We start from the raw sequence: 24,338 nt of genomic DNA, 5'->3' as shown, positions 1-24,338 counted from the left end.
TGCGCGACGTCATTGTGCCGGAAGATCTTCTTCTCGGCGCCCGAGCGCCGCACGCCCTCGATCATCGAAGCGTGGTTCAGTTCATCCGAGATGATCAGGCAATTGGGCAAAAGCCGCGCAATGGTCGAAATCGACGCCTCGTTGGAGACGAAGCCGGAGGTGAAGACCAGCGCCGCGTCCTTGCCATGCAGGTCGGCAAGCTCATGCTCGAGCTCGACCAGCGGGTTCGAGGTGCCGGAAATGTTGCGGGTGCCGCCGGCGCCCGAACCCATCTTGCCGGCCGCTTCCTGGAACGCGGCAATGACGTCGGGATGCTGGCCCATGCCGAGATAGTCGTTGGAGCACCAGACGGTGATTTCCTCGGCACGGCCATTCGAACGCCATATGGCGCGCGGAAACTTGCCCGCGATACGCTCAAGATCGGCGAAGACACGATAGCGACGCTCCGCGTGGAGCTGGTCGATCGCTTCTTCGAAGAACCGCTGGTAGTTCATGTCCGAATTTCCTTGTTTGCTCGCGGTTACGCTGCGGGGCATCGGCTACACCGAACTTGGCAAGGGTTAGACGTAACCGTTTGCGGGAACGGACGACCTTGATTCATGTCGAAACCACGGCTCGGGGTGTCACCTTCGTTCAATTCGATATGAACCGATGCAATGATCCGCTGCGCAGCACAGAACGCGTCACGCCGCCAAAGGTCCTCTCCAGTACCCGGCTATGACCGTAGCCACCGAGAACGATGAGATCGGCCGTAATATCCTGTCCGATCTGGAGGAGGATTTCCGCCGGTTCGGAGCGGCACGCATCCAAGATTTCGGATCGCGCCTTCACACCGTGGCGCGTCAGAAAGAGTTCGACATCCGCTGCATTTTCCCTGGGTCCAGTATTCCCATTGTCCACGGTGGCGATCACGACATCCTTGGCGGTGATCAGGAAAGGCATAGCGTCGACGACGACACGTCGCGCTTCCCGCGTGTCATTCCACGCAATCAAGATGCTTTCGGCCTTAATCGGTGCCAGGGGTTCCGATGCCACGAGTATCGGACGGCCAGCCGCAAGGATGAGACTTGCCGGATCAAGCACACGATGACGGTCGACCACCAGATCGGCCGTCGGCGAGCCAGTCAGGATCAAGTCGGCGGCACGCGCATTGAGTGCAAGTTGGCGCGTGGGATTGCCTACCTCTCCGCGCCACGAGGCACGATTGCTGCCGTTGACGATGCTCAGGAATTCCTCCCTCAGGCAGTCGAGGCGACCTTCTATCTCCTCCACCTGGCGCCACAACGCCTTGGTCGCGGCCTGGTCATCAGTGCCGGTTGGGAGGACAAAATGCGGCTCGGCGGCGCAGAAGCCAATCAGGTCGGCCTCGAGCCGTTGAGCAAGCTCCCATGCCATCGCGATGCGTGGCGCGGCGATCGCGTCCACGTCCAGTTGAACCATGATCGTCTTGAAAGCCATCGCGTCATTCCATCTGCGGTTGAAGCGACTTGGCCATCAAATAGAAGGAGGCACCTTGATTCGGGTCAAATGCGCAACGAAACCGGTTGGTGCCGGCACGCTCGTACAGTCCGCAAGGCCATAGGGTTGATCCTGATCAAGGACATGACGACGAATGGCGTCAACGTCGCGCTGTGGTGATCCAGAACGGAGTAGTCGATAATGCACACTCAGCCCGAGCCATCCTCATTCGCCACACAATTGTTGCCGATTGCGGGAAATGGCCAGAAGTTTTTCCTTGCTGCCGCGTCTCTTCAAGTGCACGCCTTCAACGCGATGATGCGCTATAACCTCGAAACGCTGGCATTTCTGAAGCATCGTTGCGAACAGGACGTCAAGCTGGCCGATGATCTTATCAGTGGCCCGGAGTTCAATGACGCCTTCGACATCTTTGCTGGTTTCCTGCAGAATGCGACATCGCAATACGTCAGCGAAGCCGGCAAGGTCGCTACGCTGACCTCCAGGCTCGCTTCGGAAACGGCCAAGCGGGTTCGCGAGGAAGCCAGAACCGCGATCGAGGACGCCGCGGCAAAGACAGTCGCGTAGATCGGCAATGCGGAGGTCGTCAAACATGAACAGCCTTTACAGGCGTCGTCTTCTGCCGGCTTCCGCCCTTGCAATGATGCTGCTCGGACATGTGCATCCAGCCCTGGCCGATAGCCTAACGGATCACGGAAAGGCGTTGGTAGAGGTCAATTGCGCCCGCTGCCACGCCATTGGAAAAACCGACAAGAGCAGTCATCCTGACGCCCCGGCGTTTCGAACCTTGTCAAAGCGCTATCCGATCACCGATCTCGAGGAGGCCCTCGCTGAGGGGATTTCGACTGGCCACCCGGACATGCCAGAGTGGATCGCCAGCCCCGACCAGATCGATGCAATAATCGCTTACATCACCACCTTGCAGCAACCGTGATCGGGACTGCGGACGCAGCAGCCGGCCGAGCCTGACGCCTCCAATGCACAGTGGAGGCAGTCGATCTGGTGACCGTTCGCGGCGACGGCAAATCGGCGCAGACCAGGCTAGGGCAACATCCGGTCAGCGGCACGGAAGAACGAGCGAGCATGCGCCACGATCTGGGCCTCCGTAGGGTGATCGGCAGGTTCGACGCCGACGATGCGATCCTTCAAGTGGGGATGGTGGTCGCGTATATGCTTTGCCAGCTCGTCTCTTGCCGATCCCGGCCCCACGATCAGCCATTCCTTCGCCGGCTGCATGGCGGTGACGATGTCGTGGTAGAAGGACTGGTTTTCCGGTGCACGCTTGCCGTCGACGGTGCCTGCCTTGTTGTGGGTCTGATGATGGACCAGCGTGGTGGCAAGCCTCAGGCTCTCGGCCGATTCACGATTGAAGAAAAACACCTTGGCTTCGCGATGATCCAGCCAGGCGACGGCGTGTTGGGTCTGCATATTGATACATCCTTGAGGCTATGGTTGAGGAATGAGCGCGATCAACCCGATGAGGCGTCCTCACGCGGGCTAAGACTCCAGCGTTGCCAGGATCGAGCCGGGCTCGATGACGGTATTCGCAGTGGCGACAATCGTCGCGCGGCCGCCTGCCGGCGCCACAATCTCGTGCAGCGCGTCTTCAACGCGAACTTCGGCTATTCGCTCTCCGGCCTTGATTGTATCGCCGCTCGTAATGAACCAACGCTCCAGGATGCCCTCCGGCAACATGCTGGACGCCCACAGGGCTTCATCGACCTTGATATAGTGCATCGCAATTCTCCCTACGCCGCCGAATGATATGCGCTCGCGCGGCACGGTCCTTGATCCCGATCAATAGGCGTCCGGCGCAGAGGGCTGCAATCGCGCGACGTTTGACGGCGATCAATTTCTGATGCGGCAGCTGTCCTTAAGATGGGCCGGCCGTCGACCGAGTGGGGGTCATGAAGCATTTCAGGGAAAACGCAGCCGTCGCGATGAGCGCCCGATCAGATATTGGCGCTGCGTTCGCAATCAATTGGCTTGCCCGCGCCGTGCATCTGATTGGTACCGATGACGATATGGCGTCTGCCGCAAGAACTGTTAGCCACATCAGCCCGACGCCCGGCAACGCGTGTGCCGTTTCGGCGATTCCAGAAAATGATGCAGATCAATGCGCAACGCACCGTTTGCGAAGATTTTGATGCGATGTGGAACCCTATCCTAAGCGCACCTTATGGTCGCGGCCTCGAACTCGCCGTCTTCGACGAGGAGGGCGCGCATGCGCTGGTATTTCCCTGCATAAAGGTCCGCGAAGGTTGGAAAAATGCCACCACCGGCGCCCGTGTCGACATCCGTCCGACCCATTGGCGCGAGTGGGAAGAGGTGAAGGTTCAGGCCAGCACTAGCAACCCTCTCGAAGGTTCTCCCTAGGGTCGGGATTCCACGATCAGCGCCATGCGCACGAGATGGGACAGGCTGCCCGCGTCCATCTTGCTCATGACATTGGCGCGATGAATCTCGACCGTGCGCGGGCTGATGCCCAGATCATAGGCGATCGTCTTGTTCGGCAGGCCCGATACAAGCCCATCCAGCACCTGCCGTTCCCGTTCTGACAAGGTCAACAGACGCCTGCGGATATCCCCAGACTGCGGATGCGTTGCATTGACCTGGTTGCGGTTGGCCAGCGCCGAATGGATTGCTCCGATCAGCATTTCGTCGTCGAACGGCTTCTCGATGAAATCGGCAGCGCCTTCCTTCATGGCCTGAACGGCAAGCGCCACGTCGGCATGGCCCGTCATGACAATAACTGGAATTGTATGTCCGCCCGCTCTGAGCTGCCGCAGGAACTCGATGCCGTCGATGCCCGGCATGCGCACGTCGGTGACAATGCAGCCGTCGAGACGGCCAGTCGCCGTTGAGAGAAAAGCAGTGGCCGATTCGTGCAGGCGTACTGCGAAGTCTGCTGTTGCCAGAAGAAAACCGAGCGACTTGCGGACGTCGACGTCGTCGTCGACGACGTGCACCAGATCACTGTCTGCCATTTGTGATCTCTTCCTTCTCTACGATGCGCAAGGTGAACCGGAAAGCGGTTCCGCCGGCCGGCATGACCTCGGCCCATATATGGCCACCGTGTGATTCAACGATGGTGCGGCAAATGGAAAGGCCGACACCCATGCCTTGCTTCTTGGTCGTTACAAACGGCTGGAAGAGCTGGGCCGAGACCTCCGGCGCGAGACCCGGGCCTGTATCGATCACGCTTACCTCGGCCATCCCATCATCCCGGGCAATGGTTGTGACTTTCAATTCGCGGCGCGGCGCGTCCTGCATGGCCTCCACCGCGTTGCGCATCAGGTTGAGCAGAACCTGCTGAATCTGGATGCGATCGGTCAAGACCAGTTCGGCGGCAGGGTCAAGCTTGTAGCTGACAAGGAGATTTATCTCCCGCGCGCCAACCAAGGCCAGCGATGCGGCTTCCTCGATGAGAACCGGCAGTCGTTCGACCTGGCGCTCGCTTTCGCCCCTGGCTACAAAGTCCCTCAGGTGACGGATGACGTCGCCTGCCCGCAAGGCTTGCTCAGCTGCCTTTTCGACCGCATCCCGAAGCATAGGCGCATTCTCGTCCTGGCTCTTCTCGAGCAGCCGACGACTGCCTTTGAGGTAGTTCGTGATCGCGGTCAGTGGCTGGTTGATCTCATGGGCAAGCGTCGAGGCCATTTCGCCAAGTGCCGTAAAGCGCGCCATGTGGAGGAGCTCCTGCTGCTGCTCCTGGATTCTTGCCTCCGCCCGGTGGCGTTCGGTCAGGTCGCGGCAGAAGCCGGTAAAGAAGCGTCCGGTACCCGGATGCATCTCGCCGACGGAAAGCTCCATCGGAAACGTCGATCCATCCTTGCGGGCCCCGGTAACGGTGCGGCCGAGCCCGATGATCCGGCGCTCTCCTGTCGTCAGGTAGCGAAGCAGATAGGCATCATGCTCGTCGCGGTAGGGCGAGGGCATCAGCATTTTCACGTTCTGACCAATGACTTCGTCTGACTGATAGCCGAACAGCGTTTCGGCGGCGGTGCTGAAGGATTGAATCCCACCCTGTTCGTCGATGACGACCATCGCGTCCGGCACTGTTGCCAGGATCGATCGCAAATGGTCCTCACGCAGCCGAAGTGCTGCGTTTGCAAAGGAGAGGTCGCTGACATCCGTGCCTTCAATGAAGATCGCGGTGATACGGCCATCGTCGGCCTTGACCGGCTGATAGACGAAATCAAGGATGCGCTCCTCGACCGGCCCGTCGGTTGTGTTGCGAAGGCCAACCTTCACCCCGTGGCCGATGTAAGGCTCGCCGGTCGTGTACACATGGTCCAGATGGTCGAAAAACTCATTCCCTTCGAGCTCGGGAAAGGCGTCCCGCACCGACTTTCCAATCACTTGCCTGTGGCCGATCAATCGCTGGTAGGCGGCATTGGTCAGTTCGAAAACGTGACCTGGCTCGCGCAGGAGCGCTATAAAGCCCGGAGCCTGATCGAACATTTGCGACAACAGTGCTTTCAGTGTCGTCCCGCCGGGCGACAAACTGAGCGCTTCGTCTTTGATCACCTGAAGTTCCTGGGTTCGAGACGGTGCTATCGGGGTAACTATCACTTCTCGCCGCACACGCAAAACGGATCGAGCGACGATTTCGGGCGCAGATGCAGTTGGCGATCTTTGACGCGCATCAAGGCATTGGAGGCGGGCGAATGCAATTCATCACGCATTCCATCGTTCAGCGAAAGGCGTCCGCAATGTCTTACAAGTCAATCATCGTCAACCTCGCCATCGATGCGCCTCCTGCACCCATTGTAAAGGCGGGGGTCGAGCTCGCGGAGCGGTTCGGAGCCCGTCTTATCGGCTTGGCGGCTGCGGATGTCCCCCCCTTGGTCGCGACCGGCGAAGGCATGATCTACGAAGGCGAGATCATGCAGATCCAGCGGACTGAAATCGAAAAGCGGCTTGCCGAACTGCGTGCCGAGTTCGAGAGGCTGGTTCCTGCGTCGATCTTTAGCGAATGGGGCCAAGCTGTTTGCAGCCCGACCCGGTTCCTCAGCGTTTCGGCCAGAGCGGCAGATCTTATCATTACCGGCCAGGCAGGAGACAATGTGTTTCGCGCTGTGGATGTCGGCAGTCTGACACTGGGTGCCGGGCGTCCGGTCCTGGTCGCCGCAACCAACGTCGAGCACGTCCTTGCAAAAACCGTTCTCGTGGCGTGGAAGGACAGCAGGGAGGCACGGCGTGCGATTGCTGATGCATTGCCTTTCCTGGCCAAAGCCAGCGAAGTCGTGATCGTCACGATTGACACCAACCGCGACGAAAGCATTCGCGACAGCCTCGCCGATGTCGCGGTCTTTCTCGAACACCATGGCATCAAGGCGCAAACCGAGCTGATCGCCGGCGAGGCTGATGGCGACCGGTTGCTGACATTCGCACGCTCGATTCATGCCGACCTCATCGTCTCGGGTGCTTATGGCCATAGCCGCTTGCGGGAATGGGCGTTCGGCGGCGTTACCCGCACGCTGATCGAAGAGAGTGGCATCAACCGCTTCATGTCGTACTGATGATAGGCGAAGCCGGCCAGCAATCCGTCTCGCCAGAAGACGGTGCCTATTGGTCGATCGAGACCAATGACCTCCTGCTGCGTCTTGAGACCTCGGTCTCGGGGCTGGCTTCGTCCGAAGCGGCATCGAGGCTCGCAAAATTCGGCCGAAACACACTCGCGTCGACGTCAAGCGCGTCGGCCTTGGCAGTGTTTGCCCGCCAGTTCCGCAGCCCGCTGGTCCTGATCCTCATTTTCGCGGCCAGCGTGTCGGCCTTCGTCGGGGAGGGCCAGGAGGCTGCGATCATCGGCGCGATCGTGCTGGCAAGCTGCGTCCTGAGCTTCACCCAGGAGTACGGTGCGTCGCGGGCGACCGAAGCACTGAAACAGCGTATTTCGCGCAAGGCTATTGTGTTGCGCGACGGCGCTGAGTGCTCGGTCGCCGCCGAAGAGATCGTGCCGGGCGACGTGATTCGGCTTTCGGCCGGAAACCTCATCCCTGCCGACGGTATCATTCTGGATGCGCGCGATTTCAATGTCAGCGAGGCCGTGCTGACCGGCGAAACCTTTCCCGCCGTGAAGACACCGGGACGATCGGCGCCGGATGCCGCGCTCACACTGCGCACCAACGCGGTCTTTACGGGAACATCCGTCCGTAGCGGCACCGCAACCGTGCTTGCGGCAGCAACCGGCACTCGCACGGAATTCGCGTCGATCGCCGCGGCCCTGGAGCGACAGATCCCCGAAACAGGGTTTGCCCGAGGCATCCGGCTGTTCGGCTATCTGATGACCGAGATCATGCTGGCGATTGTCATCCTGGTGTTCTTCGCCAATCTGCTGCTGCATCGGCCGCTCATTGAATCGCTGCTGTTTTCGCTGGCACTGGCGGTGGGCCTCACGCCCGAGCTTCTCCCGGCTATTATCAGTGTGACCCTTGCTCGTGGTGCCCGCGCCATGGCTGCCAATGGCGTCATCGTGCGCCGTCTCGATGCCATCGAGAATCTGGGCAGCATGGATCTGCTGTGCACCGACAAGACGGGGACGCTGACGGAAGGCGTCATCCACCTGGATGGATGGCTCGATGTCGATGGCAATCCGTCAACCGATGTTCTGCTCTGGGCACGTCTCAACGCGACCCTGCAGAGCGGACTGAAGAACCCGCTGGACGAAGCAATCGCCGGCGCGCCGGGCGAGAGCGCATCATTGGCGGCCTTCACGAAAGTCGACGAAATCCCCTATGATTTCATTCGCAAGCGGCTTTCCGTCGTGGTGCGGACCAAGGACGCCCAGGACCTTCTGATTACCAAAGGCGCCGTACAAAATGTCCTCGAGACCTGCAGCCTCGTCCGAACAGCCAAGGGGCTGGAACCTCTCAATGAAATGCACCGTGCGGCAATCGATGAAAAATTCCGAAGCTGGAGCGCGGAAGGCTACCGCGTTCTGGGCCTGGCAATCCGTCGGTTTGACAGCGCGAAAACGTTCAGCAGGAAAGACGAGATCGATCTCGCCTTCGCGGGCTTCCTGCTTTTCCTCGACCCGCCAAAGAAAGGCGTCAAGGAGACGCTTGCCGAGCTCGCCCAGCGCGGCATCGCGGTAAAGGTCATTTCTGGCGACAACCGTTACGTTGCCGCGCATCTCGCCCAGGCGATCGGCTTGCGCGCCGACAGGATCATGACCGGCGAGGAGCTTTCGAAATTGACGAAGAGCGCGCTCTTTGCGGGCGTGCAGCACACCGACCTCTTCGTCGAGATCGATCCCAATCAGAAAGAACGCATCGTTCAGGCCTTGCGGAGCAGGGGCCATGTCGTTGGTTATCTTGGCGACGGCATCAATGATGCGCCCGCGCTCCATGAGGCCGACATAGGCATCTCTGTCGACAGCGCTGTCGATGTCGCGCGCGAAGCGGCCGATATCATCCTACTCAAGCAGGATCTGGGCGTGCTGGTGCGCGGCGTCGACGATGGCCGCAAGACCTTCGCGAACACGATGAAGTACATTTCCATCACCACCAGCGCCAATTTCGGCAACATGATCAGCATGGCTGTTGCCTCGCTATTCCTGCCTTTCCTGCCGCTTCTGGCCAAGCAGATCCTGCTCAACAACTTCCTTTCCGACGTTCCTTCACTCGCCATTGCAAGCGACAACGTCGATCCCGACCAACTGCGCCGGCCTCGCCACTGGGATATCCGTTTTGTGCGGCGGTTCATGATCAGCTTTGGCCTGGTCAGTTCGCTGTTCGACTTCGCGACCTTCGCATTCCTTCTGTTCTTTGCGCACGCCACGGAGGCCGCATTCCAGACCGCGTGGTTCGTCGAGTCGTTGCTGACGGAGCTTGCCATTGTGCTCATTGTGCGCACGCACAGGGCTTTCTGGGCGAGCCATCCAAGCCCGTTGCTCGCCTGGCTTACATTGGCTGTCGGGGTTGTGGCGATCATGATCCCCTATCTGCCGTTTGCAGCCTGGTTCGGCTTCGTGCCCCTGCCTCTGCCCGTGCTTGCCGGGCTTGTCGCAATTACCGCGCTCTATCTACTCGCCTCAGAGGCGACCAAGCGCTGGTTTTTCGGACAAGAGAAGCGTCAGTCGCTCCGGAAGAGGGCGGAGCAGTTGGTCCAAGGCGGGTCCAAGCCACATGCAGCCTACTCGGGATCACAGGGCCGTGGGGAGGCTTGAAGCGATGATGAAAAGAAGCGCAGGCATTCTGCCCTATCGTGGGTCGAACAAGGGGCTGCAGGTGCTGCTTGTCCATCCTGGCGGCCCGTTCTGGCAAAGACGCGATCTTGGCGCCTGGTCGATTGCCAAAGGCGAGTATGACGAAAGCGAGCTGCCCGATGCAGCCGCACGGCGAGAATTCACGGAAGAGACAGGCTGGGAGCCCAAGGGAACCCTGCTCACTCTGGGGCAGTTGCGCCAGCGAGGAGGCAAACTCATCACGGCATTCGCGTTCGAAGGCGACTTTGATACCGCGACGTTGCGCAGCAACCTGTTTGAGATGGAATGGCCGCCACGCAGCGGTCGGGTACAATCCTTTGTCGAGGTCGATCGTGGTGAATGGCTGGATTTAGCACTGGCCAGAGACAAGCTGGTTGTCGGTCAACGGCCTTTTCTCGACCGCCTCGTCGCTTCGGTTTAGCGCTCAAGGGCTGTCAGCTGATCGCCTGTTGATCGAGATCAACGCCGCCCGCCGCCAACATGCCAATGATGGCCAATAGGCAGGAGTGATCACCATGACCTTTCTCGATTATCTGATTTCAGTTGATGCCAGAACCGCCTTGATGGACCGCATGATGCGGAAGCTGGGCGTCGACAGACAATTGAAGGCCGTGGCGGACCATACGGCAGTCATCAACCGGGCGGTGGACCGTTGCCGTTCCTGCGGGCATCAGGATGAATGCTCGGTCTGGCTCGACGAACATCAGCAAGCCGATAACCCGCCAGACTATTGCCGCAACAGCGACCTGATCGCTCGACTGCAGCATGCGGCCGGCCAACGCTAGCCATTCGAGTACTCAGCCTGGACGATATCGTGCTGTCCGTGTTCTGACGAGAGTCGACGCAAACCGCGTTTTGCAGTTGATAGGTTTGCATTCCACGGGACCAGGCAGTTGGACACTCTATTTTTTCTGGAAGCATTCCTGCTCTTTGTCGCACCAGGGCCAACCAACGCTCTTTTGATGGCGGGGTCGGTCAAGCGAGAGAAAGCGGTCAAGCTCTTGGCCGCTCAGGCATGCGGATACGGGATCGCATCCGCGTGCTGGTTTTCGCTGCGTCCTTTCGTTTCACCCGACGCTATTCAACTACTCAGGCTGGTAGCAGCCGGATGGCTCGTCATTCTTGGCCTGCGTCTGACGGCGAGCGCCCGGATCAACGCTTCCAAAAGCGGCGACGCCATTTCTGTTGTGGCGACCAGTGCTCTCAATCCGAAGGCCTTCATCTATTGCCTGGCTATCGTGCCGATGAACATCGAGCCGCGCGCGCTCGGGATCTTCTGGATTGCGCTTCTGGTGATGACCGCCGCCACCGGATCGGTGTGGCTTTTGCTGGGTCGGCGCTTCAGCGGAGGCAAAACATTGGTAGAAAAAGTTGCGGGCGCGGCGCTTATTGGCTTTGCCCTGTTACTCCTTAGACCATTGATAGCCCTGGTCGCGCCCTAAGCGCGGCGAAGCCTTGGGCGAGGACTAGCAACGCAGAGAGGCAGTGGTGCTCGCTGCGGATCAATGTCTACTCCGCTACGAAACAAGGATGACCGACACGGGATCGGCGCAGAAGAGATTATCCTTGACAGCATTGACGCCGGAGACGTTTTCGGCAGCGACTATCGCTGCCTGGCGCTCGCGTTCGTCGAAGATGGCGCCGCTCAGTGTCACCACACCCTTGTCCACCATTACGTTGATCAAGTCGTTGCCAGCCCATTTCTGCCTCGCAAGCTCGGTAGCGATGTTCTGCCGAATCTGTTCGTCATCGATGACCGCGGCGGCACCATCCGGAAGGACGCCGAGCAATGCTCGTAGAAGATCAGAGCGGGTGATGATGCCGACGATTTTCCCAGCTTCGACGACCGGAATGCGTTTGACATGGTGACGCGTCATGAGCTCGACGACTTTCGCGAGCGATGCTGCAGGGGATGCCGTCACGACATCTTGCGACATCACCTCCTCAACCCGTCGACCATTGGCGCGGACATATTCGTCGGCGGCCCTTCCGGGGCTGACGAGAAACTCCAGCCAGCGCGAGCGCTTGCGCTCCGTGCCCAGTTCCCCGCGTCGCAGGAAATCGCCCTCGCTGAGGATCCCCACCAGCCTGCCGTCGTTGCCAATGACGGGGAGGCCGCTGAGTTTTTTGGACAGCATCAACCCGGCAGCCTCGGCGATCGATGCTGACGGGTCTATGCCGACGACTGGCTTGCTCATGATGGCTTCGGCTTGCATGTTCGCTCTCCGGAGTTTTTCCAACCTCCGGCTTCTTTAGATTTCACATGCACGAACCGCCTTGATCTGAATCATTTGTCGGTGGAGGCAAATGGTCCAAAGTTAGAGCCGTGAACAACGGGGGCGTACCGGTCAACCAACGATCGCGGTTCTGGCGACGTTCACGCCAAGTTCGTAGACAAGCAATCCACCATAGTAGGCCGTCGCAGTGACCAGAAATGCTCCGCAAACTTCGATCAGAGGAATGGCGATCGTTACAACCCGCATGTCACGGTTCCGCATCCAAAGCGCCAGGCGCACGATTCCCCAGATCAGAAAGGCAAAGGCAGTGATGCCTCCCAGGCTTTCGTGGATCTCCGCGATATCGCTGCTGAAGCCGGCCGCTTCGGCATGATCCAGGGCAAGACCTCCGAAGAACCAAGTTCCGATAGCGAACACTCCGGCAGCCAGGGCCACAAAAGTGGAGATCGTACCGGCGCCCGATCTCCTGGTGACGGCGCTGCCGCCAACGAGCGCTACAAGGTCGATAGCCACGAGCAAGTAGATCAGAACAATAGGAAAATGAACTAGAATGGGGTGGATATGTTGAATGGGGATCACGAAAACTCTCCAGAAATTGGCAAGGGACTTGGATAATTTGCCGGCTTCGCCGCGAGCCTTGGCTCACGACATTGGCAAGCGTTATGTGCTGTGGCGGGCCACGCCCCCCGAAGGGGAGACCTAGTCGTTTTCGTCAGCCTCTTCGCCTTGCTGGTCGTCACACGCATCGTCGCCACCTTTGATGGCTTTCGGCGTGGTGGCGTCCTGCATCGGGATGGCCTGCAGGTCGATCGGGCCGGCCGGGGCAACTGACGATGACGCCCCACACGAACCTTCGTCCGATTCAGCCGCCGCCGGCAGGGCAAAGATCGTGAGGCTTGCAAGTGCTGCAAGGACAAGCATGGAATTGCGCATGGTCTCGTATCCTTCTCAGCGCGGCCATGATTGGACGCGATGATGCCCTGATATGGACCCTTTGCTTGCTGTAGGCTGAGGATAACTGACAGCAAATTGAAAGCTGCAACGTGCGACATGCCTTGCCGATGAAAAGACAATGGAAGCGTTTGGCGGTGCTGGGTCTCGCGGGACTTGTCCTGGCAATACCTCTCGCTGCCCGTGCCGACGAGGACGATGACGGCGACCATGACCGGGCGCGGGATCTCTACGAGCACGGCGAAATAAAGGGCCTTACCAACATATTGGACATTGTCCGAGCCAAGGCACCCGGCGATGTTGTTGCGGTCGATCTCATCCGCCAGGCCAACAGATGGGTCTATCGGTTCCAGGTCGTCGGTGCCGATGGCCGGCGTACGACTGTCGACGTCGACGCCGGCGCCGGTGTGATAATGCGCGGCGGGGAGGGCGACTGATGAAGATCCTCCTGGCCGAAGACGAGCCCCGTATCGCTGCCGACATCGCGGCCGCCCTCAAAGCATCCGGAATGGCAGTCGATATCGTGAAGGATGGTGAAGCTGCCTGGTTCGCTGGCGATGTCGAGAATTATGACGCCGCGATTCTGGATCTGGGATTGCCCAAGCTCGATGGTCTTACCGTCTTGAAGCGTTGGCGGGCCAATGAGCGCAGGTTTCCGGTTCTCATCCTGACTGCAAGAGGCATGTGGACCGAGCGCGTCGACGGGATCAATTCCGGTGCTGACGACTACCTTCCCAAGCCTTTTGAAATGGAAGAACTGCTCGCCCGGCTACGGGCAATCCTGCGTCGCTCGGCCGGGCAGGCGGCACCCGTATTGAGGTCCGGGCCGTTGGTCTTGGACACGCGCCAGATGCGCATTTCGCTGCGCGGCATTCCCATTGCACTTTCGCCGCTGGAATACCGGTTACTGGCGTTTTTGATGCACCACGCCGGCCGGGTGGTGGCACCGACCGAACTTGCCGAGCATTTGTACGATTCTGGGAACGACCGCGATCCAAACACGATCGAGGTCATAGTGGCGCGGTTGCGACGGAAGCTCGGCAGTGACGTCATCGAAACGAGGCGGGGATTCGGGTATCTGATGCCCGACGATTCCCGCTGATGGGCAACTCGATCCGCTTCAGGCTCTGGTTGGCGGCAACGATCTCGATCCTGGTAGCTCTTGCCATCGCCGGCGTTGGATTGCGCTATCTGTTCGAACTGAATGTCGAGCGGCGCGTTGTCAGCGAACTGACGGTCGACCTGAACGACCTTATCGGCGCGACCAGTTTCTCCACCGATGGCCGTCTTTCGGTCCAGGCGGGCTTGGCTGACCCGCGTTTCGCCATCCCCTTTTCCGGTCACTACTGGCAGGTTCTGGATACCGGCTCGGGCAGCCTGGTCCGGTCGCGTTCGTTGTGGGATGCGACGCTTGTCCTGCCCGAGCGCGCAACTGCTGGCGTGCTCAGGGAGATCAAGGAATTCAAGGGGCCGCAAGGGGAACTCACCATCGCCGTCGAACGCACCATCATCGACGCCAGTGGCCGGTCGTTTCGCGCCGTCGTGGCGGAAGACCATCAAACGGTGAAGGAATCCGTCGACGGGTATGTCCGCGACCTGGCGCCAGCCCTTATTCTGCTCGCCATTGCCCTGATGGCGGCCTTCTTCATCCAGATCACCGTCGGTCTTGCACCGCTGGAGACCTTGCGGGTTTCGGTCAGAAACGTGATTGCGCAACGGACAGCGCGGCTCGACGTTACGGCACCCAGCGAGGTGCAGCCCCTTGCGGACGAAATCAATCGCCTTCTCGAAGCCCAGGAGAAGGCACTTGGGCGAGCCCGATCCCGTGCCACCGATCTGGCGCATGGTCTGAAGACACCGCTGCAAGTCCTGTCGGCCGACATCCGGGCCCTGCGCAAGAAAGGCGAGACGGATCTGGCCGACGAGATCGAGAAGAGCGCCGGAGCGATCCGGCGCCATGTCGAGCGGGAACTCGCGCGCGCCCGCCTCGCGCCGGGCGTCTCCGGCAAGGCATCCTGCCGGGTCTCGGACGTTGCGGCTGGTATCATTGCCGTCGTCAAACGGACGCCAAGTGGCAAGCAGCTCTCGTTCAAGATGGACGTCGCCACGGAACTGGCGGCGCCGATTGACGAAGGTGACTTGTCAGAAATCCTCGGCAATCTCATCGAAAACGCTGCGCGCTACGCAAAGTCGTCAGTCCATGTCGATGCATCAGCCACGACTGCCGAGGTGATCGTTACCGTCGCCGACGATGGCCCAGGTATACCGGATGCCGATCGGGAGTCCGCGCTGTCGCGCGGCGTCCAACTCGACAGCAAGGGCGGCAGCAGCGGTCTTGGCCTGGCCATCGTTTCCGACATCGTCGAAGCCTATGGCGGACGCCTTGCCATGGCCAACGCCGATCCGGGCCTGGTGGTGACCATTTCCTTGCCGCGACACAGTTGAGCGTGCTTCAGGCAAAACCTGGGAAATAGTCGACCTTTATCTTCGAGCGGCGAACGCCCATGGCCAGCAGCTTCTGGCGCAGCGCCTTGACCATCGCCTGCGGGCCGGAAATGTAGAAAGTGCGCTCGAGGTAGTCGGGTATGGCCAGACGTATCAGGCGCTCGTCGATGTATCCGGGATATTGCCCGCGCTCGCCACCGCGCGCCACAGCGTGGATCGTCTTGATGCCAAGTTCCTGCCTGGCCGCGCCAAGCACGTCGCGATAAGCGATGTCCTGCTGTCCCTCTGTTCCGTAGAGGATGACGATCGGTCGCCGCTCCTTGCGGTCGAGGAGATATTGCAGCATCGAGCGGAACGGCGTGATGCCGATGCCTCCGGCCAGGAACGCGATCTTGGTTTCACGCCGGGCGGGCAGCGTGAAGTTGCCGGCCAGTTGCGCGGCGTGGATCGTGCTGCCTGGCTTCATGGTCATCAATTCGCGCTTGAAGGCACTTGATTGCGGATAGAACTTGACGCCGAGACGGACTGTTTCCTCCGTCGGCGCCGAGGCGACCGTGAAATAGCGGCGGTTGCCGCGGTTGTCGGCTCGATCGAGGCCAAGCGTCCATTCGAGATACTGGCCGGCTTCGAAGGCGAGCTTGCGCGGTGACCGGAAGACGAAGTCAAAGCTGTCGACGGCCGATTGTTCGATGCGCTCCAAGGTCAGCACGAAGCGTCCCTTGGGGCCAGCCGCATAGGCAAACAGGTTGCCGGCAAGTAGCGCCAGTTCCGGCGTGAAATAGAACGAGCCGATATGGATGTTGGGAGCGAACAGAAAGCCGACGATGGCGGCAAAGGCGATACGCGGCCAACGCATTGTCGGCGCGGTCAGCGGCTCGGTCAGCATCACAAAGGCAAAGAACAGCAGCGGCGACGAACCCAGTGTCTCAGCAAGCGCGGTCCAGTATTGCGATGGGTCCGTGGTTGCCAGAATGGTCGCCAGCGCCACGACAACGAAGGCCGAGACAAGGTCGAGCCGGCGCAGTTTCCGGACAATAAGCATACCGCCGACGAGCACGAGCGGAAGCAATGGCAGATTGCCGCCCACCCACCAGGTCGCTGGTTGGTCGAGCAGCAGCGCGGACAGCGCCACGCCTACAGCGGCTGGGTTGAAAAGGTGCTTCCGGCCGATGGCGAGAATGAATTTGGATGAAATCGCCCAGACGGACGCGAATGCCACCGCCGCGATCCCCTTGATGTCCGTGACCGCAACAGGATCGAGGATAAGCGCCAGGATGAGCGCGGTGATGTAGACAGACTCGTTGTTGGCCGGGACTGCGAAGACATGCGCAAAGATCTTGTTGGTGAGCCAGCAGGCGGCCAGCGCAAGCGCCGTCGTGAAGGCAAGCGCAATCGGATCATGTGGCACCAGCTTGACGAAGCCGAGCACGAACGCCGCGCCGACCAGCGCCATCAGATAGTAGAGGACAAGCCTGTACATGGTCAGGTGATCGAGAAATCGGTCGATGGTCTTGATCATGGCAGGCAAAGGGCTCCGAACCCGGTTGTCGGCGTGGCGCGGCCATTGGCATCGACGAGATAGCCCTCCAGGCCGGGCGTCTGCTCGATGAAGAGAATGCCGTCCCGACCCATGGCGAAGGCCGCGGTGGCGAAACGATCGGCTTCGAGCACATCGGTTCCGATCACGGTCAGGCTGATGATGTCCTGGATCGGGCTGTCAATTCCGTGCGGATTGTAGATGTGTTGACCGCGGACATAGGTGCCGGAGGTTGCGACGCCGCGACCGCGGGGATAGACGATCTTCACGATTTCGTCCGGGTTGAAGGGATTGCGGATGCCGACGCTCCAGTCATGGCCCGATGCATTCTTGCCGCAGGACTGGATATCCCCGCCGGCCTCGATGAAGAAATCGCTGATGCCGGCCCGTTGAACGATCCCGGCCGCATTGCGAATGGCCCAGCCCTTCACGATGCCGGAAGGATCCAGCGAACCGTCTGGCTTGCGAATATCGAAGTATCCATCCGTCTCGTCTTTCGTCTGTTTGGCGATAGCGAGCACTTCCATCATCTCGCCGCTCCACTCCACGACCGGAACGTCGCCGCGGTTGATGGCCGCGATCTCGCTGTCGGCCCGGTATGTGCTGAAGCGCCGGTCGATATGCCCGAAATAACCGAAGACGGTATCGATCAGCTCAGAGTTCGACGCGCCGCCGATGTCGACTGTGATGGGCATGCCCATCAAAATTCGCGTGTCGCGCATGGTCCTACGACGACGCTTTCTTCAACGCACCGCGCAGCGACTGGATGAAAGCCCTGCTGGTCAGCGTTGCGCCCGAAATAATGTCGACATTGGCGCTTTGGGCGCTGATCGCTTCGTCACGCAGCATGGGCAGCGCCTGCCTGTTGATGTTGACGGAGGTGCGGCGGTCGGAGGGATATTTCAGCACTTTCAGCGCCGTAAGCTGCCCGCCCTGTACGATAGCCTGAATCTGGATCGGCCCGTAATAGGCATCCGTGACCGGACCCGTATAGGTGCCATCGGCATAGCCCTTTGCGGCGAGCTTCATGCCCACCTGGACGACACGTGCCGGTGCATTCGGATATGCCGGCCTCGGCTGCGGGACTGGTATGTAGATGGCGGGCGTTACGGGGAATGAAGGCGTTGATGACGCAGGGTCGGTGACAGCCGGCGCCACTGGCTGCGCCGGCGGCGTCGGCGACCGTTGTGGTGCCACCGGAACCACTGTCTGTTTGACTGGAACATTTGGCCGTTCGGCGGGCACGGCTATGGCAGCCGTCGTTTCCCGGGCAATCGGGAACCTTGTTCTGAACCGGGGATCGAGTGGCGCCGGCGAGGTGCGGAGCACCGGCAAAGCCGCAGCGGATGCGGGCTCTTCTGGCTGCACGGAAGGCGCTTCGGCCGCGTCGGCCGGCAGCGCCTCGCCGAGCATATCGTTTGCCGGATCCTTGCCGGCCTGATCCCAGACATAAGCGCCGGAGGCGGCGATCACGAAAAGTGACAAGGCAATCTGTTTCATCGGAATTGTGTTTCCACGTTGAATCTCGCAGGACGGTCCATCTGGTCCGCTTCGGAGGCAATATCCCACGAACAAGCTGACAACTGGCTGTCAGCGAGTTTGCGTTTGTCAAAGCCGATAGGCGACGGCAAATTGATTTGTCACAGATCAAGACGTTCGCATGAACCGCGAGATAGGAAGGTTCTCTTAGTCGAGGTAGCAGCCATGACTGTTGCCAACGAGCCAGCCGGACATTCCGGAACCCACATCCTGAAGCATTGGACGATCGCGTGAGCCGCCTGCATACTGAAAACCATCTCATATCCCGCATTGGCTGGCTGCGCGCCGCCGTACTCGGCGCCAATGACGGCATCGTGTCGACGGCCAGCCTGATCGTTGGCGTGGCGGCGGCCAATGCCGCGGCCTCCAACGTTCTGGTGGCCGGCATCGCCGGATTGGTCGCCGGCGCGATGTCGATGGCGGCCGGCGAATATGTCTCGGTTAGTTCCCAGTCCGATACCGAGCGAGCCGACCTTGACCGTGAGCGGAGGGAGCTCGCGACACAGCCAGACTTCGAGCGACAGGAACTTGCGGACATCTATGTCAAGCGGGGCGTGGAGCCAACGCTCGCCTTGCAGGTCGCCGACCAATTGATGGCGAAGGATGCGCTTGGCGCCCACGCGCGCGATGAACTCGGCCTTTCGGAGGTGACTACGGCGCGGCCGATCCAGGCGGCCCTGGCCTCGGCGGCTGCATTTTCGGTTGGCGCGGCCATGCCATTGGCAATGGTGCTTGTTTCACCGGCCGCATGGCTCGCCGCAACGGTGTCTGTCGCCTCGCTCCTGTTCCTGGCCGTGCTGGGTGCCATCGGCGCGAAAGCTGGCGGTGCCAATGTGACAAGGGCAACCCTTCGCGTCACATTCTGGGGGGCGCTGGCAATGGCGCTGACCGCCGGTATCGGCGCCGTGGTCGGCACCGCCATCTGACGGTCCCGAGATGGTTCAGCGCCAGTTCCTATGAAGTTGCGAAAGCGCAACGAGGGCGGTCCGAAGGAGATTTATGAAGAGGCTTCGCAAATCGCGGAGACGTCATCGTGAAGCAGCGCAGCTTGATCAACCCGGACATGGTCGTCGACGAAATCATGAGAAAATGGCCGGCAACGGTGGCTGTGGTGCTGAGACACAAGATGCTCTGCATCGGCTGTCCGATCGGCACTTTCCACACGGTTACTGAGGCGTGCCGGGAACATCAGGTCGATGAGGGCGACTTTCTGGTCGAACTCGAATTGGCCATTCGAGGAGAACGATGACGGTCAGTCCTTTTCCCGGTTCTCGGCCAGAACCACAAGGCGATGCGCATCCTTGACCGTGACTCTCTGGCGCCCGCTGACGACTATTCCGTTCTCCTCCCATTTGCTGAGCAACCGGCTGACCGTGTGCAGCGTCGTCCCCGTCATTTCGGCAATGTCCTGCCTCGAAATCGGAAAGTCGATTTCGATGCCACTGTCGGTCTTTCGGCCGGTCTGGTTTGCCAGTCGCAGCAGCGCATGCGCAACCCGCTGCTCCACCTGCTCCGTGGACATCTCCACCACCCGGGTCTGCGTCTCCTGCAGCCTGCTTCCAACCGTCCTGTAGGTGGCTGCCCCAAACACCGGGAAGCGTGTCGCCAACTCCGGCCAAAGGGCATTCGGCCACGCCAATACTACGCAATCCACCGCCGCTACTGCGCTGGCGGGATAGGTCGTCCGGCCAAGCGCCGCGGCGACGCCAAAAATTTCGCCTTCGCTGATGTATCTGGCAATGACCTGCTGCCCATCCGGGGTGGTGCGGACAACGCGTATGTGGCCAGAGATCAGCACGAAAAACGAATGGGCCTCGGTTTCCTGCTCGAAGATCGCGGAGTCCTTGGCATAGCGTGACGATCGAGCGCTTTTGAGAATCTCGCTATGCTCGTCGGGCGTCAGCCCCTGGAAGAGCGGCAGCCGCGATATCAGCGATCGGTCCAGCGCAACCAAGCGGATTTCCTCACAGCCCTGCGGTCCGCACCAATCGTGCAGCAAACCTTTCTTATCCCGAGTTTGCGCCAGCGCAAATTGTCCCCAGCCGCATCAGGCTAAATGGCATGGAACGGTGCAATGCCGCGAAGACGAAACAAAGGACAAATCGATGAAACTCTCTATCCTCGCCGCCGCAATCTCCATCCTGGCCCTCGCCAGCGGCGCAAGCGCCGAAGAGCATGTGGTGCAAATGCTCAACAAGGGCGAAAAAGGCGCAATGGTTTTCCAACCTGCCTTCGTCAAGGCAGCTCCTGGCGACACCGTGAAATTCGTGCCGACCGACAAGACGCATGATGCCGAGTCGATCAAGGGCATGATTCCGGACGGCGCCGAGCCTTTCAAGGGAAAGCCCAGTGAGGAAATCACCGTCACGCTGACAAAGGAGGGCGTCTACGGTGTCAAATGCGCGCCCCACTACGGTATGGGCATGGTCGCGCTGATCGTTGTCGGCAAGCCGGTCAATCTCGATACGGCCAAGGCGGTCAAGCATCCCGGAAAGGCAAAAACGGTGTTCGCCGACCTGTTCACCCAGGTTCCGGCCAACTGAAGCATCGTACAGTCTGCCTGCCATAAGTGAGGCGGGCACGGGCCGGACGGACCGAGGGCGGCGGTTCATCCGGCCCTGTTCATTTGGAGATGCAGATCATGGGAATTCCACGCCTGCGGGGCTACACCGGACCCGCAGTTCTTTCCTACGGGTTCAGGCCTTTCTTCTTCCTCGGGTCGCTGTATGCCGCGCTCTCCATTCTGCTCTGGCTACCGATGTATGCCGGCGAACTCGATGCCCACAGTGCGTTTGCCCCGGTCGACTGGCACATCCACGAAATGTTGTTCGGCTATCTGCCGGCGATCATTACCGGGTTCCTGCTGACCGCCATTCCCAACTGGACCGGCCGGCTGCCCGTGCAAGGCCTGCCGCTACTGGCGCTGGTTGTCCTGTGGCTTGCCGGCCGTGCCGCTGTCTTCTTCTCGGCGGATATCGGTTGGCAAACGGCCGCTGTGGTCGATGGCTCTTTTCTGCTGGCGGTCGCTGCGGCGGCGGCACGCGAGATCGTCGCGGGACGCAACTGGCGCAACCTCAAGGTGCTGCTGCCGCTTGCGGTGCTGGCTTGTGCCAACGGCGCGTTCCACATCGAGGCGCACCTTCAAGGCACTTCCGACATCAGCCGCCGGCTCGGCATGGCTGCTGCAATCATGCTGATCTCGCTGATCGGCGGGCGCATCATTCCAAGCTTCACCCGCAACTGGCTCGTGCGCGAAAATCCTGGCAGGCTGCCGGCACCGTTCGACCGTTTTGACATCGCATCGATAGCCATCTCAGCCATCGCGCTGGGAGCATGGTCGTTCGCCGCCGACAACAGCGTCACAGGAATGCTTATGGCCGTCGCGGCAGTCTGCCAGGCGTGGCGTCTGTCGCGATGGGCTGGCGAGCGCACATTGCGGGATCCGCTGGTGCTCGTTCTGCATCTTGCCTATGCCTTCGTGCCAGTTGGGCTTGCCCTGGTTTCGGCGTCGATCTTCTTCCCCGATGCCGTGCCAGTTGCGGCGGGACTGCACGCGCTCGGAACGGGTGCGGTAGGCTCGATGACGCTTGCCGTAATGACCCGCGCGACGCTCGGGCACACCGGGCGAGAGCTCAAGGCTGGGAGAGGTGCGTTGTTCATTTTCGTGACCGTCCTTCTCGCGGGATCATTGAGAATCCTGGCCGCCTTCGTCCCCTCTGGCGTGGCGATCGACATGGCCGGCACGGCATGGGTGGCGGCATTCGCCGGCTTCGTCCTGGCCTACGGAGTAGCGTTGATGACGCCAAAGGCGCGGTGAGGCGGGAGAGCAGGCGACCGTCGAATACGCGAATGCGGGAGCCGCTTCCGATCTGTCAGGCGATGCCGAGGTAGCCGAGGATACGGTTCACCCATCCCGCATGGTCCCGCACCAGCCTGAAACCCAGATTGTCGGGAGGCGTGCCAACGGCACAGCCTCCGCTTTTGCCGTCGCTGACGAAGTTCGACATATAGGCTCTGTGGAGGCCCTCAAGGACGTGGACACCGCAATTGTCGACCGAACTCACAACACCGCTTCCGTCTGCGGCCAACGTGGTGCGCACATAGCAGGTCGAAGTCCACTCCCAGACGTTGCCGGAAAGGTCGGCGAGGCCGCGCGAATTCACTCCAAAAGAGCCACTGCTCCTGGGCAGCGGGTCCGGTTTGCGATTGAGGTCGACCTCGGCCTGGTAGCTGGTGAGCCACCGCCTGGCGGGGTTGTTGGCATCGTTCTCGACACCCTCGAATTCTCCTGCAAACCGCTCAGCCGCGGCAAAGGCCCACTCTTTGTCGGAAGGCAGCCGCCATTGGCTGCCGGTCACATCGGAATACCATTGGGCGTAGGCGACGGCGTCGAGGTAGCTCACACCTGTTGCGGGTGCGTCATGCGGGACGGAACGGTTCTCCTCCGCCGGTCGACACTTGCTGGCTGACACACAATTTTCGTAGTCGGCAGCGCTGACTTGATAGGCCATGATCTCAAGCGGACCGTTGATTTGCCGCTCGACCCTGGGATTGGCTTGCGGGCGTCCGTCCTTAAGGAATTCGCCCGGCATCGGGTATGTGATGGAGCCGGGAAGCAGGCTAACCGTAATGGCAACGGCGTAAGACTGTCGATGGCCACCGGTTGCCTGCATCGAGAGACCGACCGGCACAGCCGCGGCCACCACAACGATCGGCACGAGTTTCAGGTTGAACGCCGACATATTTTTGTCCATGCCCGGACAACGCGTCGCTGCCCGGGCAATTGGAGTGCAGTTCAGTTGGTCGCGATGGGTTTGGGCGCCTCGACCTGCGTCATCAGGTCGTCATTCCACTCGCCCTCGACCTTGAAGTGAGCGGTCGCTCCGAGTTCCACGGCCTCGATCAGATTGTGGTTGACGTAGGCGTAAACCCCCGGCTGCAGGAAGGTATAGAGTGCCGAGCCCGCAGAACCGCCACGGATGAACCAGGTCTCCAGATCCTTGGCCGGCGGATTGGCGAATTTGCCCTGTTCCCAGACATAATCGCCATGGCCGCCGATCAGATGCGGCCGGGTATCGCGGTTGGCCTGTGAGTGGACGATCAAGACGGTTTCTCCGACTTTCGCCGTCATGGCGTTGTCACCGGTCAGGGATCCGACTTTGCCGTTGAACACGACATGCGTCGGGATCAACCCGCGCATCACCTTGACGATATCGTCGTAGCCGTCACCGGCCGATTCGTAGCTCTTGAAATTGCCCTTCTCGTCGCGCGGGATATAGAAGTCGCTCTCGCCGATGTAGAAGATCTTGTCGTACTTGACCGGTTCACCCTTGTCGTTCCTCAAGCCGTCGCGCGGCAGCACCATGATTGCGCCATTCATGCCGGAGACGACATGCCATGGGATCATCGGACCACCTGGCGCGCAGTGATAGACAAATGTTCCGGTTCGCGTCGCCTTGAAGCGCAGGGTTACCTGTTCGCCAGGATTGATCAGGGTGAGGCCGCCACCGCCCAGCCCGCCGGTTGCCGCGTGGAAGTCGATGTTGTGGGCCAGTGAGTTGGTGTCGGGATTGATCAGCGTCAGCTCGAGATAGTCATCCTGGTGCACGACCATCAAGGGGCCGGGGATCGAGCCGTTATAGGTCATCGCATTGAGCTTGGTGCCATCGGCGTCGATGACGACAGGCTTTTCCTCGATCTTCATGGTGAACTCGACGATTTTCGGTCCACCCTTGGCGACTTGATCGTGCGGATGCACAAAGGGCGGTGCCACCAGCTCGATCTTTTCGCGGGCGAGCCCTCGAATGTCCGCCTTTTTTACCGTTGCCGACAATGCGGGCAGTGCCGTAACGGCGGCAGCGCCAATCGCTGCTCCGAAGAGGGCTTCGCGTCGCGTAATCATGTCAATCTCCTGTCTCTCGACCGTTGCGGATGAGCTGAA

The 24,338-nt window shown here is 60.5% G+C and carries 31 protein-coding genes; 16 read left to right on the top strand and 15 right to left on the bottom strand.

Annotation, left to right across the window (positions count from 1 at the left end; translation table 11 throughout):
* Both AC1D05_RS06015 and AC1D05_RS06010 read right to left on the bottom strand, forming a co-directional pair.
* Positions 1-494 (bottom strand): aminotransferase class I/II-fold pyridoxal phosphate-dependent enzyme (locus AC1D05_RS06015; protein ID WP_477439089.1); only part of this gene is annotated, 494 nt, incomplete at its 3' end.
* A 139-nt stretch (positions 495-633) separates the two neighbouring features.
* Positions 634-1,458 (bottom strand): universal stress protein, encoded by an 825-nt coding sequence (locus AC1D05_RS06010; protein WP_477439087.1) that lies wholly within the window; start codon positions 1,456-1,458, stop codon positions 634-636.
* Between the two features lie 201 nt (positions 1,459-1,659).
* Between AC1D05_RS06010 and AC1D05_RS06005 the strand changes: the two genes are divergently transcribed.
* Both AC1D05_RS06005 and AC1D05_RS06000 read left to right on the top strand, forming a co-directional pair.
* Entirely contained in the window at positions 1,660-2,043 is a 384-nt protein-coding gene (locus AC1D05_RS06005) for a phasin family protein (protein WP_477439085.1), read from the top strand.
* Positions 2,044-2,116: 73 nt separating this feature from the next.
* Entirely contained in the window at positions 2,117-2,410 is a 294-nt protein-coding gene (locus AC1D05_RS06000; protein WP_477439147.1) for a c-type cytochrome, read from the top strand.
* A gap of 107 nt (positions 2,411-2,517) precedes the next feature.
* Here the strand turns inward: AC1D05_RS06000 and AC1D05_RS05995 are convergent, their stop codons facing one another.
* Positions 2,518-2,904: a translational machinery protein gene (locus tag AC1D05_RS05995; protein WP_477439084.1), complete on the bottom strand. Its 387-nt coding sequence runs from the start codon at positions 2,902-2,904 to the stop codon at positions 2,518-2,520.
* Between the two features lie 69 nt (positions 2,905-2,973).
* The gene (locus tag AC1D05_RS05990) at positions 2,974-3,213 is read right to left on the bottom strand and encodes a lipoyl domain-containing protein (RefSeq protein ID WP_477439082.1); all 240 of its coding nucleotides are present in this window, start codon (positions 3,211-3,213) and stop codon (positions 2,974-2,976) included.
* A 170-nt stretch (positions 3,214-3,383) separates the two neighbouring features.
* On the opposite strand from AC1D05_RS05990, the gene AC1D05_RS05985 reads away from it, so the two are divergent.
* Positions 3,384-3,623 carry a hypothetical protein gene (locus AC1D05_RS05985; RefSeq protein ID WP_477439080.1) on the top strand — a complete coding sequence of 80 codons (240 nt, stop codon included), beginning with the start codon at positions 3,384-3,386 and terminating at the stop codon, positions 3,621-3,623.
* Positions 3,580-3,852: a hypothetical protein gene (locus AC1D05_RS05980; protein WP_477439078.1), complete on the top strand. Its 273-nt coding sequence runs from the start codon at positions 3,580-3,582 to the stop codon at positions 3,850-3,852. Before AC1D05_RS05985 ends, AC1D05_RS05980 begins: the two co-directional genes overlap by 44 nt.
* On the opposite strand, the gene fixJ is transcribed toward AC1D05_RS05980, so the two are convergent.
* Positions 3,849-4,463, bottom strand: coding sequence for a response regulator FixJ (fixJ, locus tag AC1D05_RS05975; protein WP_477439076.1), 615 nt, complete (start codon positions 4,461-4,463; stop codon positions 3,849-3,851). The genes AC1D05_RS05980 and fixJ overlap by 4 nt on opposite strands.
* Positions 4,450-6,006, bottom strand: a complete 1,557-nt coding sequence (locus AC1D05_RS05970) for a PAS domain S-box protein (RefSeq protein WP_477439145.1) — start codon at positions 6,004-6,006, stop codon at positions 4,450-4,452. Before AC1D05_RS05970 ends, fixJ begins: the two co-directional genes overlap by 14 nt.
* Before the next feature lie 185 nt (positions 6,007-6,191).
* On the opposite strand from AC1D05_RS05970, the gene AC1D05_RS05965 reads away from it, so the two are divergent.
* From AC1D05_RS05965 to AC1D05_RS05945, 5 genes are all read left to right on the top strand, one after another.
* Positions 6,192-7,001, top strand: a complete 810-nt coding sequence (locus tag AC1D05_RS05965; RefSeq protein ID WP_477439143.1) for a universal stress protein — start codon at positions 6,192-6,194, stop codon at positions 6,999-7,001.
* On the top strand, positions 7,001-9,649 hold the full coding sequence (gene mgtA / locus AC1D05_RS05960) for a magnesium-translocating P-type ATPase (protein WP_477439074.1): 2,649 nt from the start codon (positions 7,001-7,003) through the stop codon (positions 9,647-9,649). Before AC1D05_RS05965 ends, mgtA begins: the two co-directional genes overlap by 1 nt.
* Before the next feature lie 4 nt (positions 9,650-9,653).
* Positions 9,654-10,109, top strand: coding sequence for an NUDIX hydrolase (locus AC1D05_RS05955; RefSeq protein WP_477439072.1), 456 nt, complete (start codon positions 9,654-9,656; stop codon positions 10,107-10,109).
* A gap of 94 nt (positions 10,110-10,203) precedes the next feature.
* The gene (locus AC1D05_RS05950) at positions 10,204-10,473 is read left to right on the top strand and encodes a DUF6455 family protein (RefSeq protein WP_477439070.1); all 270 of its coding nucleotides are present in this window, start codon (positions 10,204-10,206) and stop codon (positions 10,471-10,473) included.
* A gap of 108 nt (positions 10,474-10,581) precedes the next feature.
* Positions 10,582-11,130, top strand: coding sequence for a hypothetical protein (locus AC1D05_RS05945; RefSeq protein WP_477439068.1), 549 nt, complete (start codon positions 10,582-10,584; stop codon positions 11,128-11,130).
* Positions 11,131-11,205: 75 nt separating this feature from the next.
* On the opposite strand, the gene AC1D05_RS05940 is transcribed toward AC1D05_RS05945, so the two are convergent.
* From AC1D05_RS05940 to AC1D05_RS05930, 3 genes are all read right to left on the bottom strand, one after another.
* The gene (locus AC1D05_RS05940; protein ID WP_477439066.1) at positions 11,206-11,904 is read right to left on the bottom strand and encodes a CBS domain-containing protein; all 699 of its coding nucleotides are present in this window, start codon (positions 11,902-11,904) and stop codon (positions 11,206-11,208) included.
* A 132-nt stretch (positions 11,905-12,036) separates the two neighbouring features.
* Positions 12,037-12,504 (bottom strand): DUF2231 domain-containing protein, encoded by a 468-nt coding sequence (locus AC1D05_RS05935; RefSeq protein WP_477439064.1) that lies wholly within the window; start codon positions 12,502-12,504, stop codon positions 12,037-12,039.
* A 120-nt stretch (positions 12,505-12,624) separates the two neighbouring features.
* Entirely contained in the window at positions 12,625-12,858 is a 234-nt protein-coding gene (locus AC1D05_RS05930; protein ID WP_477439062.1) for a hypothetical protein, read from the bottom strand.
* 155 nt (positions 12,859-13,013) lie between these two features.
* On the opposite strand from AC1D05_RS05930, the gene AC1D05_RS05925 reads away from it, so the two are divergent.
* From AC1D05_RS05925 to AC1D05_RS05915, 3 genes are read left to right on the top strand one after another with little or no spacing between them, the layout of a single operon-like run.
* Complete coding sequence (locus AC1D05_RS05925; RefSeq protein WP_477439060.1) at positions 13,014-13,313, top strand: PepSY domain-containing protein; 300 nt, start codon at positions 13,014-13,016, stop codon at positions 13,311-13,313.
* Positions 13,313-13,978, top strand: a complete 666-nt coding sequence (locus tag AC1D05_RS05920) for a response regulator transcription factor (RefSeq protein WP_477439058.1) — start codon at positions 13,313-13,315, stop codon at positions 13,976-13,978. Before AC1D05_RS05925 ends, AC1D05_RS05920 begins: the two co-directional genes overlap by 1 nt.
* A complete protein-coding gene (locus tag AC1D05_RS05915; protein ID WP_477439056.1) occupies positions 13,978-15,321 on the top strand; it encodes a sensor histidine kinase in 1,344 nt (447 codons plus the stop codon). The genes AC1D05_RS05920 and AC1D05_RS05915 overlap by 1 nt, the downstream gene beginning before the upstream one ends.
* Before the next feature lie 7 nt (positions 15,322-15,328).
* On the opposite strand, the gene AC1D05_RS05910 is transcribed toward AC1D05_RS05915, so the two are convergent.
* The 3 genes from AC1D05_RS05910 to AC1D05_RS05900 are packed head-to-tail and all read right to left on the bottom strand — an operon-like array spanning position 15,329 to position 18,358.
* Positions 15,329-16,840 (bottom strand): RnfABCDGE type electron transport complex subunit D, encoded by a 1,512-nt coding sequence (locus tag AC1D05_RS05910; protein ID WP_477439054.1) that lies wholly within the window; start codon positions 16,838-16,840, stop codon positions 15,329-15,331.
* Positions 16,837-17,559, bottom strand: a complete 723-nt coding sequence (locus AC1D05_RS05905; RefSeq protein ID WP_477439052.1) for an FAD:protein FMN transferase — start codon at positions 17,557-17,559, stop codon at positions 16,837-16,839. Before AC1D05_RS05905 ends, AC1D05_RS05910 begins: the two co-directional genes overlap by 4 nt.
* Before the next feature lie 25 nt (positions 17,560-17,584).
* The gene (locus AC1D05_RS05900) at positions 17,585-18,358 is read right to left on the bottom strand and encodes an FMN-binding protein (RefSeq protein WP_477439050.1); all 774 of its coding nucleotides are present in this window, start codon (positions 18,356-18,358) and stop codon (positions 17,585-17,587) included.
* A gap of 269 nt (positions 18,359-18,627) precedes the next feature.
* Between AC1D05_RS05900 and AC1D05_RS05895 the strand changes: the two genes are divergently transcribed.
* The gene (locus tag AC1D05_RS05895) at positions 18,628-19,323 is read left to right on the top strand and encodes a VIT1/CCC1 transporter family protein (RefSeq protein ID WP_477439048.1); all 696 of its coding nucleotides are present in this window, start codon (positions 18,628-18,630) and stop codon (positions 19,321-19,323) included.
* 107 nt (positions 19,324-19,430) lie between these two features.
* Positions 19,431-19,646: a DUF1858 domain-containing protein gene (locus AC1D05_RS05890; RefSeq protein ID WP_477439046.1), complete on the top strand. Its 216-nt coding sequence runs from the start codon at positions 19,431-19,433 to the stop codon at positions 19,644-19,646.
* Between the two features lie 3 nt (positions 19,647-19,649).
* Here AC1D05_RS05890 and AC1D05_RS05885 read toward each other — a convergent pair whose 3' ends face one another.
* The gene (locus AC1D05_RS05885) at positions 19,650-20,351 is read right to left on the bottom strand and encodes a Crp/Fnr family transcriptional regulator (protein WP_477439142.1); all 702 of its coding nucleotides are present in this window, start codon (positions 20,349-20,351) and stop codon (positions 19,650-19,652) included.
* A gap of 151 nt (positions 20,352-20,502) precedes the next feature.
* Here AC1D05_RS05885 and AC1D05_RS05880 point away from each other — a divergent pair, with 151 nt between their 5' ends.
* Both AC1D05_RS05880 and AC1D05_RS05875 read left to right on the top strand, forming a co-directional pair.
* Entirely contained in the window at positions 20,503-20,940 is a 438-nt protein-coding gene (locus AC1D05_RS05880) for a pseudoazurin (RefSeq protein WP_056583788.1), read from the top strand.
* A 98-nt stretch (positions 20,941-21,038) separates the two neighbouring features.
* The gene (locus AC1D05_RS05875; RefSeq protein WP_477439044.1) at positions 21,039-22,214 is read left to right on the top strand and encodes an NnrS family protein; all 1,176 of its coding nucleotides are present in this window, start codon (positions 21,039-21,041) and stop codon (positions 22,212-22,214) included.
* Positions 22,215-22,269: 55 nt separating this feature from the next.
* Here the strand turns inward: AC1D05_RS05875 and AC1D05_RS05870 are convergent, their stop codons facing one another.
* A complete protein-coding gene (locus tag AC1D05_RS05870) occupies positions 22,270-23,139 on the bottom strand; it encodes an SUMF1/EgtB/PvdO family nonheme iron enzyme (protein ID WP_477439042.1) in 870 nt (289 codons plus the stop codon).
* Between the two features lie 53 nt (positions 23,140-23,192).
* Positions 23,193-24,299 (bottom strand): copper-containing nitrite reductase, encoded by a 1,107-nt coding sequence (gene nirK / locus AC1D05_RS05865; RefSeq protein WP_477439040.1) that lies wholly within the window; start codon positions 24,297-24,299, stop codon positions 23,193-23,195.
* Positions 24,300-24,338: the final 39 nt, after the last annotated feature.

It is taken from the genome of Mesorhizobium sp. P2_E9, assembly GCF_056403815.1.
The sequence above is the reverse complement of the archived record's forward strand: the minus strand, read 5'-3'. Positions and strand labels throughout refer to the sequence as shown.

Coding starts and splice junctions, on each gene's coding strand:
- AC1D05_RS05880 (WP_056583788.1), top strand. CDS start 20,503: ATGAAACTCTCTATCCTCGCCGCCGCAATCTCCATCCTGGCCCTCGCC.
- nirK (WP_477439040.1), bottom strand. CDS start 24,299: ATGATTACGCGACGCGAAGCCCTCTTCGGAGCAGCGATTGGCGCTGCC.
- AC1D05_RS05990 (WP_477439082.1), bottom strand. CDS start 3,213: ATGCACTATATCAAGGTCGATGAAGCCCTGTGGGCGTCCAGCATGTTG.
- AC1D05_RS06000 (WP_477439147.1), top strand. CDS start 2,117: ATGATGCTGCTCGGACATGTGCATCCAGCCCTGGCCGATAGCCTAACG.
- AC1D05_RS05955 (WP_477439072.1), top strand. CDS start 9,654: ATGATGAAAAGAAGCGCAGGCATTCTGCCCTATCGTGGGTCGAACAAG.
- AC1D05_RS05915 (WP_477439056.1), top strand. CDS start 13,978: ATGGGCAACTCGATCCGCTTCAGGCTCTGGTTGGCGGCAACGATCTCG.
- AC1D05_RS05905 (WP_477439052.1), bottom strand. CDS start 17,559: ATGGGCATGCCCATCACAGTCGACATCGGCGGCGCGTCGAACTCTGAG.
- AC1D05_RS05910 (WP_477439054.1), bottom strand. CDS start 16,840: ATGATCAAGACCATCGACCGATTTCTCGATCACCTGACCATGTACAGG.
- AC1D05_RS05870 (WP_477439042.1), bottom strand. CDS start 23,139: ATGTCGGCGTTCAACCTGAAACTCGTGCCGATCGTTGTGGTGGCCGCG.
- AC1D05_RS05995 (WP_477439084.1), bottom strand. CDS start 2,904: ATGCAGACCCAACACGCCGTCGCCTGGCTGGATCATCGCGAAGCCAAG.
- AC1D05_RS06005 (WP_477439085.1), top strand. CDS start 1,660: ATGCACACTCAGCCCGAGCCATCCTCATTCGCCACACAATTGTTGCCG.
- AC1D05_RS05985 (WP_477439080.1), top strand. CDS start 3,384: ATGAAGCATTTCAGGGAAAACGCAGCCGTCGCGATGAGCGCCCGATCA.
- AC1D05_RS05980 (WP_477439078.1), top strand. CDS start 3,580: ATGATGCAGATCAATGCGCAACGCACCGTTTGCGAAGATTTTGATGCG.
- AC1D05_RS05940 (WP_477439066.1), bottom strand. CDS start 11,904: ATGCAAGCCGAAGCCATCATGAGCAAGCCAGTCGTCGGCATAGACCCG.
- AC1D05_RS05965 (WP_477439143.1), top strand. CDS start 6,192: ATGTCTTACAAGTCAATCATCGTCAACCTCGCCATCGATGCGCCTCCT.
- fixJ (WP_477439076.1), bottom strand. CDS start 4,463: ATGGCAGACAGTGATCTGGTGCACGTCGTCGACGACGACGTCGACGTC.
- AC1D05_RS05920 (WP_477439058.1), top strand. CDS start 13,313: ATGAAGATCCTCCTGGCCGAAGACGAGCCCCGTATCGCTGCCGACATC.
- AC1D05_RS05875 (WP_477439044.1), top strand. CDS start 21,039: ATGGGAATTCCACGCCTGCGGGGCTACACCGGACCCGCAGTTCTTTCC.
- AC1D05_RS05930 (WP_477439062.1), bottom strand. CDS start 12,858: ATGCGCAATTCCATGCTTGTCCTTGCAGCACTTGCAAGCCTCACGATC.
- AC1D05_RS06010 (WP_477439087.1), bottom strand. CDS start 1,458: ATGGCTTTCAAGACGATCATGGTTCAACTGGACGTGGACGCGATCGCC.
- mgtA (WP_477439074.1), top strand. CDS start 7,001: ATGATAGGCGAAGCCGGCCAGCAATCCGTCTCGCCAGAAGACGGTGCC.
- AC1D05_RS05950 (WP_477439070.1), top strand. CDS start 10,204: ATGACCTTTCTCGATTATCTGATTTCAGTTGATGCCAGAACCGCCTTG.
- AC1D05_RS05900 (WP_477439050.1), bottom strand. CDS start 18,358: ATGAAACAGATTGCCTTGTCACTTTTCGTGATCGCCGCCTCCGGCGCT.